Genomic DNA, 19199 nt, shown 5'->3' with positions numbered 1-19199 from the left:
TTCAGGCCCGGTACGGCCGGGGTTTGCGGTTACCCGGGGGCTGTGAAAGAATCTTGAGTAGTGCCGCAAGAGGGAGCTGCAAGTGATTGATTCAGAAGGATACAGAGCCAACGTGGGTATCATTTTGTGTAATCCCGACGGGCAACTGTTCTGGGCCCGGCGTATTGGCCAGCAGGCCTGGCAGTTCCCTCAGGGCGGCATCCGTTCCCGCGAAAGCCCCGAACAGGCGCTGTATCGGGAGCTGGGCGAGGAGATCGGACTCGATTACGAGGATGTGGAACTCATCGGGGCGACCCGCGAGTGGTTGCGCTATCGGCTGCCGTCCCACCTGGTTCGTTACCACCGGGAGCCGGTCTGTATCGGCCAGAAACAGCGCTGGTTTTTGTTGCGCCTGCTGGGCGATGAAAGCAAGGTCAATCTGATGGCCAGCGGCACCCCCGAGTTCGACCGCTGGCGCTGGATCGCCCCGAATGAGCCGGTGCGCAAGGTGGTGCGGTTCAAGCGTCAGGTTTACCGCTGCGCGCTGGAGGAACTGGAGCCGTTATTGAAAAAAGTAACCGGCAAACTTGCCGCCGGGCGACTCGCCTGACACCGGAAATCGGTCGTCATGTGGTACCCTTCCTGAGACAGGTACAGACCTGATTCACTGTATGGAACCTTATGCTTGATACCTTACGTCGATTAATCGAAGAGGTGAACCTGGCGCGTAATCTCGAGCAGGCGCTGGGGATCATCGTGCGCCGGGTCAAACAGGCCATGCAGGTGGATGTCTGTTCGGTCTATCTGACCGATCAGGACACTGAATACTATGTTCTGAAAGCGACCGACGGCCTCAACCAGAGCAGTGTCGGCAAGGTGCGCCTCGGTCAGGAACGCGGCCTGGTCGGGCTGGTGGCCAAGCGCGCCGAACCGGTCAACCTGGATAATGCCCCCGAACATCACCGTTTCTGCTATTTCCCGGAATCCGGCGAGGAGCCTTATCACGCCTTTCTTGGCGTGCCGATCATTCATCATCGCAAGGTGGTCGGGGTGCTGGTGGTCCAGCAGCACGGCTCCGAGAAGTTCGACGAAGACAGTGTTACCTTTTTGATCACCATCGCCGCGCAACTGGCCGGCGCCATCGCCCATGCCGAGGCCAGTGGCGAGGTGGACATTGTCGGTCAGATCTCCACCCCGTCGCATGACAGCCGGCCGATCAGCGGTCAGCCGGGCGCGCCCGGGGTGGCCATTGGCACCGCCAAGGTGGTCTACACCCTGGCCGATATCAACGCGGTGCCGGATCGGCGGACCAGTAATCCCGATGCGGAGATCATGGCGTTCAACGCGGCGTTGAGTGCGGTGAAAAAAGATATCAAATCCCTGTCGAAGCAGTTTGTCGACCGGTTGCCGCCCGAGGATCATGCCCTGTTCGATGTCTATATGCTGATGCTCGACAGCGACAGTCTGGCGGGCCAGACCCGGGAGCGCATCGAGGCCGGCAACTGGGCGCAGGGGGCGCTGCGTCAGACCATACACGATCACGAACGCATCTTCCGCGAGATGGAAGACAGCTACATGCGCGAGCGGGTCGACGATGTGCGCGATCTGGGTCAACGCATTCTGTCGCACCTGCAACAGGATTCTCAGCGCCCGCTGGAGTATCCCGAGCAAACCGTCCTGGTGGGCGAGGAGATCAGCGCCGCCATGCTGGCGGAGGTCCCGCCGGAGAAACTGGCCGGGGTGATCTCGGTACGCGGCTCGCGCACGTCTCACGTGGCCATCCTCGCCCGCGCCCTGGGCGTGCCGGCGGTCATGGGCGCCACCGATCTGCCGGTGTCGCGCATGGACGGCGCCGAGGTGATCGCCGACGGCTACAGTGGCCGGGTCTATGTCACACCGGCCCAGCCCATTCTCGAGGAATACCGGCGGCTGATCGATCAGGAGGTGGAGCTTACCGAGGAGCTCAAGGCCCTGCGCGAGCTGCCGTCGGAGACCCTGGACGGCGAGCATATTCCCCTGTATGCCAACACCGGGTTGATCTCGGATTTGACCCCCACCCGGGAAAGTGGCGCCGAGGGGATCGGGCTGTACCGCACCGAGTTTCCCTTCATGATCCGCCAGCGCTTTCCCGGCGAGGATGAGCAGCGCGCCAACTACCGGCAGGTGCTGGAAGCCTTTGCGCCGCGGCCGGTGGTGTTGCGTACCCTGGATGTGGGGGGCGACAAGGCGTTGCCCTATTTCCCCATCGAGGAAGAGAACCCGTTTCTGGGCTGGCGCGGTATCCGGATCACCCTGGATCATCCGGAAATCTTTCTGGTGCAGATCCGCGCCATGCTGTTGGCCAGCGCCGGACTGGACAATCTGAATATCCTGTTGCCGATGATCAGCGATGTCAGCGAACTGATCGACAGCCTGAGTCTGATTCACCAGGCCTACGAAGAGTTGCTGGAAGAGGGGCAGGACATTCGCATGCCCAAGATCGGCGTGATGATCGAGGTCCCCTCGGCGGTGTACCAGGCGGGCAACCTGGCCAAGCGGGTCGATTTCCTCTCGATTGGCACCAACGACCTGACCCAGTACCTGCTGGCGGTGGATCGCAACAACTCCCGCGTCGCCGAGCTGTACGATTCGCTCCATCCGGCGGTGATCCGCGCCATTTTGCAGGTGGTGGACAGTGCGCGGGTTCACGACAAACCGGTCAGTGTTTGTGGTGAAATGGCCGGTGATCCGGCGGCAGCGATCCTGTTGCTGGGGATGGGCATCCACAGTCTCAGTATGAGCGTCTCCAGCCTGTTGCGGGTCAAATGGGTGATTCGCAATCTTAGCCGGGAACGGGCATTGGCGATTCTCAGTGAGGTGCTGGTGATGGAAGACGTGCGTGAAATTCGCCGCTACCTCAATACCCAGCTGGAAGAGGCCGGCATGGGCGGGCTGATCCGTGCGGGGAAATAATATTTATCTCTTGCAGAGGCATTTATGCCCGTTTTGTGGCTACCAGGCTCGCCAAGGATAAAATACCGTATTTTTCTCTGCGCCTCTGCGAGAGTTAATTAACACTTAACAGGCGATAAATAAGATGCAACAACAACCCCGAATTCTCGGCGGTGATCGTCATCTGAATCTGCACGAACTGATCCATGCGCTGGTGGAAGACGGCCGGCTGGATAAAAAGAACTCGGACGAGTTTCTGATCCCCGCCCGAACCGGCCGCCTGGAAATTCATCCGCTGGTGATCATCTCACAGCAGGAATGGGATGATCTGGCCCGGCCGGGCAAGAAGCTGACCCTCGAAGCATTGACCCAATGGCTGGCCGAACGCGCCGGTCTGCCCTATTTTCGCATCGATCCGCTCAAGGTGGATGTGACCGCGGTGACCGCCGTCACCTCTTCGGCCTACGCCGGCAAGCATCGCATCCTGCCGGTCAAGGTGGATCAACACAAAGTGGTGATCGCCACCGCCGAGCCGGATATCCGCAGCTGGGAGAAGGAGCTGGCGCACATCACCGGGCTGCAGATCGAACGGGTGATTGCCAATCCGCTGGATATCGCCCGCTATCTCAATGAATTCTACTCGGTCAGTCATTCGATCCGGCGCGCCACCTCCGACAAGGACGACGGGCAGATTCCCGGCATCACCAATCTCGAACAACTGGTGGAGCTGGGCAAGACCGGGAGTCTGGATGCCAATGACAAGGACGTGGTGCAGATCGTCGACTGGTTGCTGCAATACGCCTTCGATCAACGCGCCAGTGACATCCACATGGAGCCCCGGCGTGAGAAGGGCTATATCCGCTTTCGCATCGATGGGGTGATGCATCAGGTCTATGACATGCCGACCCCGGTGATGACCGCGCTCTCCAGCCGCATCAAGGTGCTGGGACGCATGGATGTAGTGGAAAAACGCCGCCCACAGGACGGACGTATCAAAACCCTGTTACCCGAAGGCGGCGAGATCGAATTGCGGTTGTCGACCATGCCGACCGCCTTTGGCGAAAAACTGGTGTTGCGTATCTTCAACCCCGACGTGCTGGTCAAGGATTTTACCGCGCTGGGTTTTTCCGCCAAAGACATCACCGGCTGGAACCAGATGGTCAACCAGCCCAACGGGATCATCCTGGTCACCGGGCCGACCGGTTCGGGGAAAACCACCACGCTTTACTCCACGCTCAAGCAACTGGCCCAGCCCGAGGTCAATGTCTGCACGGTGGAAGATCCCATCGAAATGGTCGAGCCGGCCTTCAACCAGATGCAGGTGCAGCATAACATCGGGCTCGATTTTGCCAGCGGGGTACGCACGCTGTTGCGTCAGGATCCGGACATCATCATGGTCGGCGAGATTCGTGACAAGGAAACCGCCGAGATGGCGATCCAGGCGGCGTTAACCGGCCATCTGGTACTCTCCACCCTGCACACCAATGACGCCTCCTCGGCGGTGACCCGACTGCGCGAGATCGGGGTGCCGGCCTATCTGATCAATGCCACCTTGCTGGGGGTACTGGCGCAACGGTTGGTGCGCACGCTCTGCCCCCATTGTAAACAACCCGCCGAGGTCGATCCGGATCTGTGGCAGGCCCTCACCCGGCCGTGGAAGCTGAGCGGTGAACCGACGTTTTACGCTCCGGTGGGTTGTGATGAATGCCGTAATACCGGCTATATGGGCCGGATCGGACTTTATGAAATGTTGCGCATGACACCGGCAATCCGCAGTCAGCTCGGCCCCGACAGCGACGCCGCCGAAATCCGGCGCATCGCTGTGAACGAGGGGATGGTCCAGCTGCGCATCTCCGGCGCACACAAAATCGCCCAGGGGCTGACGACCATGGAGGAGGTGCTCAACGTCGTGCCGCCGGACAGTGAAATCTGACAGAACAAAGGGCCCAGTGACGAGGTACATCAATTCTTGTGAATATGTGAATCGACAGGGTGTCTCTCCGTTGGCCAGTCTTAAACCGGCAAACGCATTTCCTCGGCCCTCGTTACTCGTCCCTCGTAACTCACGCCTGATACCGGGGCGAATTACGCCCCGGTATCAGGCGTGATGGAGTTTTAACGAATACCGTTTTATCTGCTTGAGCAGCTCGGCATGATGAAAAGGCTGGACGATATAATCATTGGCGCCGGCTTGCAGACCGTTGCTGACATCTTCCATGGTATAGTGTTCGGCCAGTAACAGTACCGGCGTATCACGCCAGGCGGGGATGTGCCGTAGTGTATCCATGAACCGGCATTGGCCGTCACTGCAAAAGGCGACATCGAGAAAGATCATGCTGGTCGGCGGGATCTTCGCCAGCAGCTGCGAGGCGATTTCACAATCGGTGGTGCTGATGACGCTATAGCCTTCACGGCTTAGCAGGTAGTCCAGAAGATAAGCGGTATGCTCGTCTTTTTCCAGGATAAGCAGTGTACCCTGATGATTGGTTTGTGCTCGACTCATTTTACAAATATCCCGCTGCCTGAACGCACAGTAGCTAACTTCGGATTAACCACGGGGTATACATCGGCAGTAGGCATAATGCACTTGAATTCGAAACCACATGAATGTGACCCATGCACGGTTACGACAAAACCGAATGCAAGTGATTGATTATAAAGTGGTAAAAAGATGGATACTCTGACACACGGCCTGAGCAGCGTCCTGCTGGCCCGGGCCACCGCACCCGAATCCCGGGATGCCCCGGACAGCCGGATCCTTTCCCTGCGCACCCGCCTGACGGCGGGGTTTCTCGCCGGCATTTTCCCGGACAGCGATTTCGTGCTGCGGTTAATCGACGGGCCGTTGGCCTACCTGAAATATCACCGCGGCGTGACTCACTCTGTATTGATGCTGCCGCTCTGGGCCTGGTTGTTGTCGCTGCTGTTCATGCTGTTATGGCGCGGCCGCTATCACTGGAAGGCCTTCTATGCCGTCTGTGTCATGAGCCTGGGGATTCATATCTTCGGTGATGTGATCACCTCTTTTGGGACCATGATCCTCTCGCCATTCAGTTATGCCAAATTTTCCCTGCCATCCACCTTTATTATCGACTTCTGGTTCACCGGCATCATTGGGCTGGCGTTGATCGCCGCCTGGATATGGCGCCGGCAAGGGCAACAGGTGGCGCTGGCCGGACTGGCCACCCTGGCACTCTATGTTGCGCTTCAACATTTACAGGCCTGGGAGGCGCGCGATCTCGGCCAGGAGTATGCCCGACACCAGGGCCTGGAGCAGGCCGAGGTGCACGCCTTGCCGCAACCGTTGTCACCGTTTAACTGGAAAATCGTCATCGAACAGGCACAGCAGTATCACGTCACCTATGTCAACCTGCAGCGTAAACAGGTGGTGCCCGAACCGGATGAACAGGCCGGCATGTTCGCCCGCATCAACGCGATTTACCGTCCGCAGGATAACCTCGCCTGGCAGACCTTACCCCGTTACGGCGAGGGAATCGGACAGGCGCTGGCGCGGGACGTCTGGCAGCAGGAGGTGCTGAAGGATATTCGTGATTTTATGCTGTTCCCGGCGCTGTATCGTATTGAGCAGCGCGAGCAGGGGCTGTGTGCCTGGTATGAGGATCACCGCTTTATTCTCGGTGACGCACGCAATGTGCCGTTTCGCTTCGGTGCCTGTCGCAACGGGGACAGTGATTGGCAACTGTATCGTTATCAAGGCGATCGCATAATTCCGCTATCGCCCTGATGATTTATTTGAATAAGGCGAGGATTTCGCTGGCGCTATTGCGCTTTTTCCCGTTACAGCTGATATAGCGCTGGACTTTGAAACGTTTGTTTTTATCGGCCTGCCGGTAGATTTTTCGGGTATAGGCGGTGTTGTGGTTGGAGATCAATACCGGAATGTCTTTTCGGGCACAGCTTTGGGCGAGATCGGCCAGGTGTTGCTGGTCGTCGAGACTGAAACCGCCGGCGCTGTAGGTGGTGAAGTTGGCGGAGGTCGATAGCGGCACGTAGGGGGGATCGCAATAGATGACGTCGCCGCGCCGGGCCTGCTGCATGGCCTGTTCGAAATCACTGACTCTGAAGGTTGCCCGCTGTGCCTTGTAATGAAATGCAAGCATCTCCTTTTCCGGAAAGTAGGGGCGCTTGTAACGGCCGAAAGGCACATTGAAGCCGCCGCCGGCGTTGTAGCGGCACAAGCCGTTGTAGCCGTGGCGATTCAGGTAGATAAACAGGGCGGCGCGTTGATGCGGATCGTCACACGCATTGAACTGTTCGCGTAACCGGTAGTAACGTTTTTCCTGGTTATTGCGCGTCACGAAGTATTGCGCGCAATAGTCGATGAACGCCGGCCCGTCCTGCTTGAGCAGGTTATACAGGCTGATCAGATCGGCATTGCGATCGCTGAGCAGATAGTGATCGTAATCGCTGTTGAGAAACAGCGCGGCCGAGCCGGCAAACGGCTCAATCAGGCGTTTGCCTTCGGGCAGCATGGGCAGGATATGTTCCAGAATCCGGTACTTGTTGCCGGCCCACTTGAGAAACGGCCGCTGCCGCGCCGGTTCCGGCCGGCGCGGGGGTTTTCTCAGGGGAGCCATGGCGGCGGAACTGACGGCCATCAGTCGAGATCCTTGATGAATACCTTGGACTGGCGCTGGTAGTTGTAGAGTTGCTGGCGCTTGACCGGCAGGCTCTTGAGTTCCCCCGGTTTGAAGCCCCGTTCACGGAACCAGTGGGCGGTGCGGGTGGTGAGCACCAGCATTTGCCGGATGCCGAGCTGGCGGCCGGTCTTTTCCAGGTATTGCAACAGCGCGTCACCGCGGCCCTGATCGCGGTAATCGGGATGCACCGCCAGACAGGCCAGTTCGCCCACCTGTTCATCGATGAACGGGTAGAGCGCGGCGCAGCCGATGATCGTGCCGTCGCGCTCGACCACGGTGAAGTGTTCGATCTCGGTCTCCAGCCGTTCCCGTGAGCGGCGCACCAGGATGTCGTCGGCTTCCAGCGGTTTGATCAGTTCGAGAATCCCCCCGATATCATCGATACTGGCGCGGCGCAGATCCTCGTACGGATCGTTACTGAGCAGGGTGCCGCAGCCGTCGCGGGTGAACAGCTCCAGCAGCAGCGCGCCGTCGATGTGCCGATTGATGATATGCGCGCGGTTGACGTCGTGGCGACAGGCATGGACGGCGCTGCGCAGCGCCTGCTGCTGTTCCGTATTCAGCTTGTTGTTGCTCTGCAGCAGTGCCTCGGCCTTGTCGGGCGTCAGTTCCCGTAGCAACCGTTTGCGGTTGTCGGTAATCCCCTTGTCGTCGATCAGCAGGATCAGTTTATCGGCCTGCAGCTGACTGGCAGCGGCGGTGGCCACATCCTCCGCGCTGAGGTTGAAGATTTCCCCGGTCGGGGAATAGCCGATGGGCGAGAGCAGGACCAGATCGCCGTTATCCAGGTGACCGGCAATGGCGTCCCGATCGATCCGGCGCACTTCACCGGTATGGCCATAATCCACGCCCTCACGCACACCCAGCGGCTGGGCGGTGACAAAATTGCCCGACACCAGCCGGATCCGCGCGCCGGCCATGGGTGAGTTGGCCAGGCCCATGGAGAGCAGCGCCTCGATATCGACCCGCACGCTGCCGGCCGCCTCCTTGACGCAGTCGAGCGCGCCGCTATCGGTGACCCGCAGGCCGTTGACATAGACCAGCTCGGCATCGCGGCCTGTCAGGCAGGTTTCGATCTGGGGGCGGGTGCCGTGCACCAGCACCAGCTTGACCCCGAGGCTGTTGAGCAGGGCCAGATCGTGCACCAGCGGCGCAAACTGCGCATCGGTCAGCATCTCGCCGCCGAAGGCGATGACAAACACCTTACCGCGAAAGGCATTGATATAGGGCGAGGAGTCGCGAAACCAGCGGACAAAGTCTGTGTCAGTGGGGGGTGCTTTGGGAGCCATCTGCCGTGTCGAGTCAGGAGTTATTATCTGACCCTAGTATGACATATCGAACCATAAGCAGGTACTGGGGCCTGGCACTTTGAAGGTCCGAGGGACGAGTGACGAGGTACGAGGAAGTTCAAAAACCGAAGGAGGGCAGAGGAGCGGCTGCGCAGCGAAGAGACTTGCGTTAGCGCAGGGACATGTCGCAGCGGAGGCACCCTGCAGCGGGGGGACGAGTGACAAGGTACCAGTTAACTCGAGACAGATATCGCCAGCGTGCCGGCGTTGTCCCTCGTCCCTCGGACCTGTTTTTACCAGGAGCTCTGTTTTTTCCAGCGAATGCGCGGGATGAGCAGGCCGAGCAGCAGGCCGCCGAGCAGGACGCCGGCGCCGGCGATGAACCATTCACGTTCGGCGCGATCCTTGAGTACCTGGTTTTCCTGGTTGAGGATCTGCAGCTCTTTTTCCAGGGCGATGTTCTGCTGTTGCAGCTCACGGTTTTCCTGGTCCAGCACGATCGGTTTTTCGGCGACTTCAGTGAGATGCGCCAGCCGCTCTTCGGCTTCTTCGGTCTTGCCGAGCAGTTCGTCCCGTTCGCTGGCCAGTTGGGCGCGTTCTTCCTGGACTTCACTGAGGGTGCTGCGCAGTTTCTCGTTTTCTTCCTGCAAATTCTCCAGTTTACGGGTGGCTTCCTCCAGCTGCATGGCCGCAGTGGGGTTATTGATCAGATACTGGCTGCGCACCCAGCCTTCGGTGCCGTCGCTGGTGCGTACCCGACTGTACCCCTCCTCGGTGCTCTCCAGCACCTCCAGTCGGGTGCCGGTCGGCAGGGTCTTGAGTACCTGATACGAGTTGCCCTGGCCGTTGCGCAGGGTAATGAGCAGTTCATCCGACACATACTGGTATTCGGCGGCCTGTACGGCGGAAGCGGAGATGGCGAACAGCGCCAGGGTGATGAACAGGTATCTCATGGTCAATTTCGGTCCTGCGGTGGTGTTTGTACACTATATATATTATACCGGCAAAATCCGGCCCGGATGGCGATTGTATAGTCTAGCGCGATTCACCCGGTGCGTGCCAAATCACATTTTGCTGACGGTGGGCGCTAATCCCGTTTTCTGGCATCCGCCGGGGCGTTGTCATATGGTTGTCATATTCTTCGGCTGTAATGCCGGCGTGAATGAGGCAGAGGCAAACCGTTATTATCATCCGGATGGCATAATCCCATGAGTCAGGCTATTACGCTCCTGGTGGTCGAGGACGAAGCGGCCATCCGTGAAATGCTCGAATTTACTCTGGTGCGGGCCGGTTTTCGGGTGATCGAGGCCGCTGATGCCCGCGAGGCGGGCGAGCGCCTGGCCGGGGAAAAGCCCGATCTGGTGCTGCTGGACTGGATGCTGCCCGGTATCAGCGGGGTCGAATTTGCCAAACGGTTGCGCCGGGATGAGGCGACCCGGGATCTGCCGGTGATTATGCTCACCGCCCGGGATGAAGAGGAGAGCAAACTGCGCGGGTACGAAGCAGGGATTGACGATTATGTGACCAAGCCGTTCTCCAATCAGGAGCTGATCGCCCGAATTCGCGCAGTGTTGCGTCGCAGCCGTGGCCCGGAGTCGTCGGAGATCATCGAGATCGCCGGATTGAGCCTGGATAGCGCGGGGCACCGGGTCAGTATCCAGGGCCAGCCGGTCAATCTGGGGCCGACCGAGTTCCGTCTGCTGCATTTTTTCATGACTCACGCAGAACGGGTCTACAGTCGGGATCAGTTGCTGGATCAGGTCTGGGGTGACCAGGTCTATATCGAGGATCGCACCGTGGATGTGCACATCCGGCGACTGCGCAAGGCACTTGCGCCCTATGGCTTCGATCGCCATGTGCAGACCGTACGTGGCGCCGGTTACCGGTTTTCCAAACAGGTCTGAGGCATGCCCTATAACTGGACCAATGAGTTGTGGCGGATTCTGGCCAGTCTGGTTCTGGCATTATTGATTGGCTGGATGGTCGGTCAGATTACTCTGGCGTTGTTGCTGGTCATAACAGTGTGGTTTGCCAGCTATTTCATTCGTCTGGTCAGGCTGGATCGCTGGTTGCGTTTCGATCGCAAACAGGAGCCTCCCCATTCAACCGGTTTGTGGGGCGAGACATTTACCGGTATTTATCGTCTTCAGCAACGGGCCCGCAAACGCAACAAACGGCTGATCAAGACCCTCAACCGGTTTCGTGAAACTACCGCCGCCTTGCCCGATGGCGTGGTGCTGCTACGCGAAGAGGGGGAGATCGAGTGGTGGAACGCCGAAGCCACACGGCTGCTGCAGCTCAAGTATCCCCAGGATGTCGGTTTGCGACTGGCGAATCTGCTGCGCCATCCGGCCATGGCGGCGTTCTGGCAAGACGACGCACAGGATGAGCCGATCACGATCAACTCCCCTTACAACGACGCGATCCGGATCAGCCTTCGCCGGGTGGAGTACGGAAATAACCAGACGCTGGTGATCATTCGCGATGTGACGCTGATCGAGCAGCTACAGCAGATGCGGCGGGACTTTGTCGCCAATATCTCCCATGAATTGCGCACCCCGCTGACCGTGTTGAGCGGCTACCTCGAAAGCCTGGTTGAGGACGAAACTGTCGACCAGCAATTGCACCACACCCTTGAAGTGATGCAACAGCAGACCCGGCGTATGCAACAGCTGACCGAGGACCTGATGTTGTTGTCCCGTTTTGAGCACAGTCGCGAGCCCGGTGAAAAGGTGGTTGTCAACGTGCCGCAAATGTTGAGCCGTCTCAAGGAGCAGGCCCGGATTCTCGGCGGTGAGCGGGAGCATACCATTTTGCTGGAAGCGGATCCGACACTGTACCTGTGGGGCGAACCGCGGGAACTGGACAGTATATTCACCAACCTGGTGGTCAATGCCGTGAATTATACCCCCGGTAGCGGCGCAATCCGGATTCGCTGGCATGAAGATGACACAGGTGCGCATTTCGAGGTCAATGACACCGGCATCGGCATCGCCCCGCGCCACATTCCACGGCTGACCGAGCGCTTCTATCGGGTCGATGTCGACCGTTCACGCCATAGCGGCGGCTCCGGACTGGGACTGGCGATCGTCAAACACGCCATGCAACGCAACAGGGGCAGCCTGCGCATCGACAGCGAAGTGGGGCAGGGCAGTACCTTTATCTGCGATTTCCCACCCGAACTTGTTCGTCATCCTGACGAACAGGGCCGAGGTACGAGGGACGAGGGACGAGGAGGGAAGACAGCCTCCTGATGAGCCATGGGATGGTTTTCCTCGTCACTCGTACCTCGTCACTCGTCCCTGTCCTCCGGGCGGAGCCCGGAGGACCTGTCATCTTCTGGTCACATTTAGTTCATAACCTTGTCACAACAGATTCATACAGTATCCCGAACAAAACACACTTCTCGTGAGGAGAGCATCCATGTTTCATAAAAAATCGCTTCTGACATCGCTATTGGCACTGAGTTTTGTCTCGGGTCAGGCATTTGCCGAAGCTAAAGTTGATCCCGCTTTGCAGGATTATCAGCGCGCCAGTGGCGTCTCCGGTAATCTGAGCAGCGTGGGTTCCGATACCCTGGCCAACCTGATGACCTTCTGGGCCGAAGAGTTCAAGCGTCAGTATCCGAATGTGAACATTCAGATTCAGGCCGCCGGCTCTTCCACCGCGCCGCCGGCGTTGACCGAAGGCACTTCCAACCTGGGGCCGATGAGCCGCAAGATGAAGTCCAAGGAGATCGAGTCGTTCGAAAAGCGACACGGTTACAAGCCGACCGCGATTCCGGTCGCCATCGACGCCCTGGCGGTTTTCGTCCACAAGGATAACCCGATCGAAGGGCTGACGATTCCGCAGGTGGATGCGATTTTCTCCTCCAACCGCAAGTGCGGCTATGATAAGGATATCACCACCTGGGGGGATCTGGGACTGAGCGGCGCCTGGGCCAACCGCAAGATCCAGATCTACGGGCGTAACTCGGTTTCCGGGACCTACGGCTACTTCAAGAAAAACGCCCTGTGCAAAGGCGACTTCAAGAGCTCCGTGAACGAACAGCCCGGTTCCGCTTCCGTGGTGCAGTCGGTCTCCACATCCCTGAACGGCATCGGTTATTCGGGTATCGGTTACAAGACTTCCGGTGTCAAGACGGTCGCTCTGGCCAAAAAAGAAGGTGATACCTTTATTGAGGCGGATACCGAAAATGCACTGAGTGGCAAGTTCCCGCTGGCCCGGTTCCTCTACGTCTATGTGAACAAGCATCCCAACAAGCCCCTGCCACCACTGGAGCGCGAGTTTATCCGGATGGTGATGTCCAAAATCGGTCAGGAAGTGGTGGTCAAGGACGGCTATATCCCGCTGCCGGCCAAAGTTGCGGAAAAGGAGCTGGCCAAACTGAAATAAGCTAAAGACGCACCGCTCGTGTCTAGCAAGCCCCGCCTCTGGCGGGGCTTTTTTATGTCGGCAACAGCCTGGCTGAGAATGTCTCTCGCAGAGCCGCCAGGCCGCCGGAAAATCAACGGGTTATCCCTTTGCGATCCGGCGGCCCTGCGAGGGGTATTTTGTGGATTGCTGAATAAAAAACAGCCATCGCCCCGCTCGTAGTGCAACAGCCGCAAACGCCGGTATTTTTGTCACATTTTTGTCATCTCGGATCTTTATGCTGTCGGCTTCCAGTAAACAGGGAACAAGCGAGCCTGTCATGACCCGGATCGACCACAGCAATCTGCTTATGCGCTGGCGTATGCTCAAGGACACCCTGGCCCGCCACGGCGTGGCGGTGGGCGGTCTGGGGGTGATTGTGGCGATTACCCTGATCCTGGTCTATCTGCTGTGGGTGGTGTTGCCGATGTTCCAGTCGGCCTCGATCGACAAGGTTACCGATTACAGCGTGCCCGGTAGCGACGAGCGAACGCTGCATCTGGCGATGGAGGAGCAGGCCCTGGTCGGTCTGCGCCTGACCGATGCGGGGCGGGTGATTTTCTTCAATACCTGGGACGGGTCGATTCGCAAGATCGTCCCGCTGCCGATTCCCGACGATGCGCAAATCACCAGCTGGGCGGCGGGTACCCCGGCGCGCCGGATCCTCGCCGTGGGCCTGTCCAACGGCCAGGTGCTGGTCTTTCAGCACGATTACCAGATCGATTTCGGCGAAGCGCGGGTCGAAGGCGGTAAACCGGTGCGTGAGATTACCCCCCAAATTAAGTATCCGCTGGGTGAATCCCTGTTGCAGCTGGATGAACAGCAGCGATCCGTTACCCGTCTGGCGGTCCAGTCCGGGGAAGAGGCGACGACCATCGTGGGACTGGCGGGGGAGCAGCAGATTCAACTGCTGAATATCCGTCGCGAGGAATCGTTTCTGGGGGACGATGTGACCCTGGAAGAGACCCGGGCCGAGATTCCCCGAACGTCCCGCGGGGCGATTTCGCATCTGTTGCTCGGCAAGGAGCAACGCAATCTTTATGTGCTCAGCGGCAGGGATGAACTGAGCCATTACGATCTGTTTGATAAAGAAACTCCCTCCTTGCAGCAACATCTGGCGTTGTTTGGCGGCGATCAGCGGGTGACCAGCCTGGAATTTCTGACCGGCGATATCTCGCTGCTGGCCGGCTCCGATCAGGGCCGGGTGGCACAGCTGTTCGCCGTGCCCGAACAACGCGACAGCAGCAAGCGGGAATTGCGCCAGATCCGCGCCTTCGATGATCTGAACGGCGCGGTTCAGGATATTGCCCCCGAATACAGTCGCAAGGGGTTTCTGGCCGTTGACGGGGAGGGACAGCTGGGGATTTTCCACACCACCGCCCATCGCACGCTGCTGACCGAGTCGATTGCCGATACCTTGCAGCAGGTGGCGATCTCGCCACGTGCCAGGGCGGCCTTGCTGCAGGCGGATGACCGGCTGTATTTCTACCATATTGAGAACGAACACCCGGAAATCTCCTGGTCCTCGCTGTGGGGCAAGGTCTGGTACGAAAGTTATGACGAGCCCGAGTATGTCTGGCAATCCTCCTCGTCCAGTAACGATCACGAGCCCAAACTCTCACTGGTACCGATCTCCTTTGGCACGCTCAAGGCGGCGTTTTACGCCATGCTGTTTGCGATTCCGCTGTCCATCATGGGTGCGATCTATACCGCTCATTTCATGGCCCCGCGCATGCGCCAGACGGTCAAACCCAGCATCGAGATCATGGAGGCCCTGCCGACGGTCATTATCGGTTTCCTGGCCGGCCTGTGGCTGGCGCCGTTTCTGGAGCGACATCTGCCGGGGATATTCTCGTTATTGATCATCATGCCCTTCGGGTTGCTGCTGGTCGCCTACGGGTTTCATCGCCTGCCGGATCGGATTCGCCATGCCCTTCCCGAAGGGTGGGAAGCCGCCTGGTTGATTCCGATCGTTCTGTTACTTGGCTATGCCTCTTTCAGCGCCAGTCCCTGGATGGAGGCTACTTTCTTCGGCGGGGATGTGCGTATCTGGATGAGCGAGGAACTGGGTATCAGTTATGACCAGCGCAACTCGCTGGTCATCGGCCTGGCCATGGGCTTCGCGGTCATTCCCACCATTTTTTCCATCGCCGAGGATGCGATCTTCGCCGTGCCCAAACACCTGGTCCAGGGCTCGCTGGCCATGGGCGCGACACCCTGGCAGACCATGATGCGGGTTGTCCTGTTGACCGCCAGCCCGGGGATTTTTTCGGGGGTGATGATCGGTCTGGGTCGCGCGGTGGGCGAGACCATGATCGTTCTGATGGCGACCGGGAATACGCCGGTGATGGACATGAATATCTTCGAGGGTATGCGCACCCTGTCGGCTAATATCGCCGTGGAAATGCCCGAGTCGGAAGTCGACAGTACGCACTACCGGGTACTGTTCCTGGCGGCGCTGGTGCTGTTTGCCTTTACCTTCCTGGTGAATACCGCCGCGGAAATTGTCCGACAACGTTTGCGCAAGCGTTACAGCAGTCTGTAACCCGAAGGGTAATCTGAGGAAATTCGATGAATAACTGGTTCAAATCGGGACAACCCTGGATCTGGCTCAATGCCGGTGCGGTGAGTATCAGTCTGATCATGGTGTTCGGACTGATATTGCTCATCGGCGTGCGGGGACTGAGTTACTTCTGGCCCAGCAATGTGATCGATGCCCGCTATGTACTGCCTTCGGGCGAGACCACGCGCCTGGTCGGCGAGATCGACTCGGTCGAAAGCATTCCGCGGGTTCAGGCCGAAAGCAGCGGCTATGAATTCGATTTCGAGAGCGAGAAACTCACCCGCTATCTGATCAAGACCGGTAATCGTGATGTGACCGGTGCGGATTTCCAGGTGGTCTTCGCCGATTTTGTCCAGGATATCAAGTATCCCGAAAACCTGCTGGTCATCGAACGTCATGAATGGGGAAATTTTTACGGTTTCCTGCGCCAGGTCAAAGAGAACGGCCAGGTTGTGGCAGAGGGTGAGAATGCCCGTCAGGAACTGGAAGCGCGTCTTGATCGGGCTACTGAACTGCACGATCGCATCATGGACATCCAGAAAGGCGAGATCGGTTCGATCAACTACCAGCTGGAGCGCCTGCGTCTGGAAGAGCGCGCGCTGGAACTCGACGATGAACTGACGCCGCAGAGGCAACAGGAACTTGCCAGCCAGCGTGAGGCACTGAATGCCGAGTACGAAACGTTGCGCGAAACAATGAATGAACTGTACGGCAAGATTCGTCGTGACAGTATAGTGGCCGAGACCATGAGTGGTCGCCAGATCGACATACCCATGGCAAAAATGGTACGGATCTATTACCCCAACAGCATGGGGGTCCCGGGCAAGATCGGTTTCTATTTCGCCAAGGTCTGGGAGTTCGTCAGCGGCGAGCCCCGTGAAGCCAATACCGAGGGCGGGATCTTCCCGGCCATCTTCGGCACCGTGATGATGGTGTTGATTATGTCGGTACTGGTCACCCCGTTTGGGGTGATTGCCGCCATCTATTTGCGCGAGTACGCGAAACAGGGACTGATCATCCGCACCATCCGTGTTGCGGTGAATAACCTCGCCGGGGTGCCGTCGATCGTTTACGGGGTGTTTGGTCTTGGCTTCTTTGTCTATTTTCTGGGCGGCAATATCGATCAGCTGTTTTTCCCCGAGGCCCTGCCGGCGCCCACCTTCGGGACACCGGGCATTCTCTGGTCGTCATTGACCCTGGCATTGCTGACCCTGCCGGTGGTGATCGTCTCCACCGAGGAAGGTCTGAGCCGGATTCCCCGCTCGATTCGCGAAGGCAGTCTGGCCCTGGGCGCGACCAAGGCGGAGACCTTGTGGCGCACCGTGATTCCGATGGCCTCGCCGGCGATGATGACCGGCCTGATTCTGGCCGTCGCGCGGGCCGCGGGTGAGGTCGCGCCGTTGATGCTGGTCGGGGTTGTCAAGCTGGCGCCTTCGCTGCCGCTGGACGGCAATTTCCCCTACCTGCACATGGAACGCAAGTTCATGCATCTGGGCTTCCACATCTATGATGTCGGTTTCCAGAGCCCCAACGTCGAGGCGGCACGGCCGCTGGTCTATGCCACGTCCTTATTGTTGATCGTGGTGATTATCGCACTGAATCTGAGTGCAATTTACATCCGTAACCGTCTGCGCGAGAAATACCAGGCCCTTGAAGGCGGTTAAAAACAGGTAGAAGATAAGTTTATGAACACGAAAAATATGACACACGGTATCAATCTGGAGAACCTGGATCGTTCACAGGAAGCTTCGCACATTGAAGACGAACGCCTGGCGATTCGTGTCGAGAACCTGAATCTCCATTATGGTCCAACCCAGGCACTGTTTAATATCAGCATGGGCATTCCCGAGCACAAGGTAACCGCCTTTATCGGACCCAGCGGTTGTGGTAAGTCGACGTTACTGCGTTGCTTCAACCGGATGAATGATCTGGTGGACAGCTGCCGGGTGAGCGGCAAGATTACGCTGGACGGCGAGAATATCTACAGCAAGAAGATCAATGTAGCCGAACTGCGCCGCAAGATCGGGATGGTCTTTCAGAAACCGAACCCGTTTCCCAAGAGCATCTATGAGAACGTGGCCTACGGATTACGTATCCAGGGTGTCAAGGACAAGCGGCGCCTGGACGAGAGCGTGGAGAAAGCTCTCAAGGGTGCCGCCCTGTGGGACGAGGTAAAAGACCGACTGCAGGAGAATGCCCTGGGACTGTCCGGCGGTCAGCAGCAACGTCTGGTGATCGCTCGGGCCATCGCCATCGAGCCGGAAGTACTGTTGCTGGACGAACCGGCCTCGGCGCTGGATCCGATCTCCACCCTCAAGATCGAAGAGCTGATTTATGAGCTGAAAAAACAGTATACGATTGTCATTGTCACCCATAATATGCAGCAGGCCGCGAGGGTGTCGGATTATACGGCATTTTTGTATCTTGGTGAGGTGGTGGAATTTCAGGATACCAATACCCTGTTTACCAATCCGGGCGAGAAGAAAACCGAGGACTATATTACCGGCCGTTATGGTTAACGAATCGAGATTGACAGATAGCTTGCAGAAACAAATGACTTTTTCAGGACAAATATCATGGATAAACTAGGCGATCACATTTCCCACCAGTTTGATGAGGAGCTGGAAGAGATACGCAATCGCGTTATGCAAATGGGCGGCATTGTCGAGCAGCAATTGAGTGACGCCATCAAGGCGCTGACCGATCGGGACGAGGCTCTGGCCGAGATCGTGGTGACCAGCGACTACAAGGTCAATGCCCTGGAAGTGCAAATCGACGAGGAGTGCACTCAGATTATCGCCAAGCGCCAGCCGGCGGCCAGTGACTTACGGCTGGTGATCGCGGTGATCAAAACCATTACCGACCTGGAAAGGATTGGTGACGAGGCCGAACGGATCGGTCGCATGGCCATGCATTTTGCCGAAGCGAAAAGCGATAACAAGATGATTACCGGGATTATTCACCTGGGTGAACGGGTACATCACATGTTGCACGATTCGCTGGATGCGTTTGCCCGCATGGATGTCGAGCGTGCGATTGAAGTGGCACACCAGGATCTGAAAATCGACAAGCAGTACGAGAGCATTTTGCGCGAGCTGATGACCTACATGATGGAGGATCCCCGCTCCATACCGGAAGTGGTTAATATGATGTGGTCAGCCCGGGCGCTGGAGCGTATCGGCGATCGCGCCCGCAATATCTGCGAGTATGTGATTTATCTGGTCAAGGGCAAGGACGTACGCCACATCAGCCTGGAACAGGTCGAGCGGGATACGAGAAAGGAATAAGTTAGCAGTTAGCAGATGGCAGGAGTAGGCCGGACAAAGCACCCTGCGGGCATAAACTCCGCGGTGTCCGGCGAAC

The 19199-nt window shown here is 58.2% G+C and carries 15 protein-coding genes; 11 read left to right on the top strand and 4 right to left on the bottom strand.

The genetic code is table 11. The features are described from left to right. Positions 1–76: 76 nt before the first annotated feature. The 3 genes from EDC23_RS12695 to EDC23_RS12685 all read left to right on the top strand — a co-directional run bounded on the left by EDC23_RS12695 (position 77) and on the right by EDC23_RS12685 (position 4843). Positions 77–589: an RNA pyrophosphohydrolase gene (locus tag EDC23_RS12695; RefSeq protein WP_134085113.1), complete on the top strand. Its 513-nt coding sequence runs from the start codon at positions 77–79 to the stop codon at positions 587–589. A gap of 71 nt (positions 590–660) precedes the next feature. After that, the gene (gene ptsP, locus EDC23_RS12690; RefSeq protein ID WP_134085112.1) at positions 661–2931 is read left to right on the top strand and encodes a phosphoenolpyruvate--protein phosphotransferase; all 2271 of its coding nucleotides are present in this window, start codon (positions 661–663) and stop codon (positions 2929–2931) included. A 124-nt stretch (positions 2932–3055) separates the two neighbouring features. Next, positions 3056–4843: a GspE/PulE family protein gene (locus tag EDC23_RS12685; protein ID WP_134085111.1), complete on the top strand. Its 1788-nt coding sequence runs from the start codon at positions 3056–3058 to the stop codon at positions 4841–4843. Positions 4844–5008: 165 nt separating this feature from the next. Here the strand turns inward: EDC23_RS12685 and EDC23_RS12680 are convergent, their stop codons facing one another. Further along, complete coding sequence (locus EDC23_RS12680) at positions 5009–5413, bottom strand: response regulator transcription factor (RefSeq protein ID WP_134085109.1); 405 nt, start codon at positions 5411–5413, stop codon at positions 5009–5011. Between the two features lie 168 nt (positions 5414–5581). Between EDC23_RS12680 and EDC23_RS12675 the strand changes: the two genes are divergently transcribed. Further along, positions 5582–6655, top strand: coding sequence for a metal-dependent hydrolase (locus EDC23_RS12675; RefSeq protein ID WP_134085108.1), 1074 nt, complete (start codon positions 5582–5584; stop codon positions 6653–6655). Positions 6656–6659: 4 nt separating this feature from the next. Here the strand turns inward: EDC23_RS12675 and EDC23_RS12670 are convergent, their stop codons facing one another. From EDC23_RS12670 to EDC23_RS12660, 3 genes are all read right to left on the bottom strand, one after another. Beyond that, complete coding sequence (locus EDC23_RS12670) at positions 6660–7508, bottom strand: Dam family site-specific DNA-(adenine-N6)-methyltransferase (RefSeq protein ID WP_134085138.1); 849 nt, start codon at positions 7506–7508, stop codon at positions 6660–6662. 20 nt (positions 7509–7528) lie between these two features. Beyond that, on the bottom strand, positions 7529–8860 hold the full coding sequence (gene argA, locus EDC23_RS12665) for an amino-acid N-acetyltransferase (protein WP_134085107.1): 1332 nt from the start codon (positions 8858–8860) through the stop codon (positions 7529–7531). 293 nt (positions 8861–9153) lie between these two features. Then, positions 9154–9813, bottom strand: a complete 660-nt coding sequence (locus tag EDC23_RS12660; RefSeq protein ID WP_134085106.1) for a TIGR04211 family SH3 domain-containing protein — start codon at positions 9811–9813, stop codon at positions 9154–9156. A 255-nt stretch (positions 9814–10068) separates the two neighbouring features. Between EDC23_RS12660 and phoB the strand changes: the two genes are divergently transcribed. The 7 genes from phoB (at position 10069) to phoU (ending at position 19123) form a co-directional block, all read left to right on the top strand. Beyond that, positions 10069–10764 (top strand): phosphate regulon transcriptional regulator PhoB, encoded by a 696-nt coding sequence (gene phoB, locus EDC23_RS12655; RefSeq protein ID WP_134085104.1) that lies wholly within the window; start codon positions 10069–10071, stop codon positions 10762–10764. A gap of 3 nt (positions 10765–10767) precedes the next feature. Continuing rightward, positions 10768–12114, top strand: a complete 1347-nt coding sequence (gene phoR, locus EDC23_RS12650; RefSeq protein ID WP_134085103.1) for a phosphate regulon sensor histidine kinase PhoR — start codon at positions 10768–10770, stop codon at positions 12112–12114. A 169-nt stretch (positions 12115–12283) separates the two neighbouring features. Then, positions 12284–13255 (top strand): PstS family phosphate ABC transporter substrate-binding protein, encoded by a 972-nt coding sequence (locus EDC23_RS12645; RefSeq protein WP_134085102.1) that lies wholly within the window; start codon positions 12284–12286, stop codon positions 13253–13255. 298 nt (positions 13256–13553) lie between these two features. Continuing rightward, positions 13554–15818 (top strand): ABC transporter permease subunit, encoded by a 2265-nt coding sequence (locus EDC23_RS12640; RefSeq protein WP_243830789.1) that lies wholly within the window; start codon positions 13554–13556, stop codon positions 15816–15818. 26 nt (positions 15819–15844) lie between these two features. After that, positions 15845–17500 carry a phosphate ABC transporter permease PstA gene (gene pstA / locus EDC23_RS12635; RefSeq protein ID WP_134085100.1) on the top strand — a complete coding sequence of 552 codons (1656 nt, stop codon included), beginning with the start codon at positions 15845–15847 and terminating at the stop codon, positions 17498–17500. A 21-nt stretch (positions 17501–17521) separates the two neighbouring features. Then, positions 17522–18355, top strand: coding sequence for a phosphate ABC transporter ATP-binding protein PstB (pstB, locus tag EDC23_RS12630; RefSeq protein ID WP_134085098.1), 834 nt, complete (start codon positions 17522–17524; stop codon positions 18353–18355). A 57-nt stretch (positions 18356–18412) separates the two neighbouring features. Beyond that, positions 18413–19123 carry a phosphate signaling complex protein PhoU gene (phoU, locus tag EDC23_RS12625; protein WP_134085097.1) on the top strand — a complete coding sequence of 237 codons (711 nt, stop codon included), beginning with the start codon at positions 18413–18415 and terminating at the stop codon, positions 19121–19123. The last annotated feature ends 76 nt before the right edge of the window (positions 19124–19199 follow it).

Source organism: Thiohalophilus thiocyanatoxydans, from assembly GCF_004366735.1.
GTDB classification, from domain to species: Bacteria; Pseudomonadota; Gammaproteobacteria; order UBA6429; family Thiohalophilaceae; genus Thiohalophilus; species Thiohalophilus thiocyanatoxydans.
Note: the sequence above shows the minus strand (reverse complement) of the source record. Positions and strands in the feature narration are given on the sequence as shown.

Excerpts from the sequence above, each read along its gene's own strand:
- ptsP (WP_134085112.1), top strand. The coding sequence starts at position 661 with ATGCTTGATACCTTACGTCGATTAATCGAAGAGGTGAACCTGGCGCGT.
- EDC23_RS12685 (WP_134085111.1), top strand. The coding sequence starts at position 3,056 with ATGCAACAACAACCCCGAATTCTCGGCGGTGATCGTCATCTGAATCTG.
- EDC23_RS12680 (WP_134085109.1), bottom strand. The coding sequence starts at position 5,413 with ATGAGTCGAGCACAAACCAATCATCAGGGTACACTGCTTATCCTGGAA.
- EDC23_RS12675 (WP_134085108.1), top strand. The coding sequence starts at position 5,582 with ATGGATACTCTGACACACGGCCTGAGCAGCGTCCTGCTGGCCCGGGCC.
- EDC23_RS12670 (WP_134085138.1), bottom strand. The coding sequence starts at position 7,508 with ATGGCTCCCCTGAGAAAACCCCCGCGCCGGCCGGAACCGGCGCGGCAG.
- argA (WP_134085107.1), bottom strand. The coding sequence starts at position 8,860 with ATGGCTCCCAAAGCACCCCCCACTGACACAGACTTTGTCCGCTGGTTT.
- EDC23_RS12660 (WP_134085106.1), bottom strand. The coding sequence starts at position 9,813 with ATGAGATACCTGTTCATCACCCTGGCGCTGTTCGCCATCTCCGCTTCC.
- phoB (WP_134085104.1), top strand. The coding sequence starts at position 10,069 with ATGAGTCAGGCTATTACGCTCCTGGTGGTCGAGGACGAAGCGGCCATC.
- phoR (WP_134085103.1), top strand. The coding sequence starts at position 10,768 with ATGCCCTATAACTGGACCAATGAGTTGTGGCGGATTCTGGCCAGTCTG.
- EDC23_RS12645 (WP_134085102.1), top strand. The coding sequence starts at position 12,284 with ATGTTTCATAAAAAATCGCTTCTGACATCGCTATTGGCACTGAGTTTT.
- EDC23_RS12640 (WP_243830789.1), top strand. The coding sequence starts at position 13,554 with ATGACCCGGATCGACCACAGCAATCTGCTTATGCGCTGGCGTATGCTC.
- pstA (WP_134085100.1), top strand. The coding sequence starts at position 15,845 with ATGAATAACTGGTTCAAATCGGGACAACCCTGGATCTGGCTCAATGCC.
- pstB (WP_134085098.1), top strand. The coding sequence starts at position 17,522 with ATGAACACGAAAAATATGACACACGGTATCAATCTGGAGAACCTGGAT.
- phoU (WP_134085097.1), top strand. The coding sequence starts at position 18,413 with ATGGATAAACTAGGCGATCACATTTCCCACCAGTTTGATGAGGAGCTG.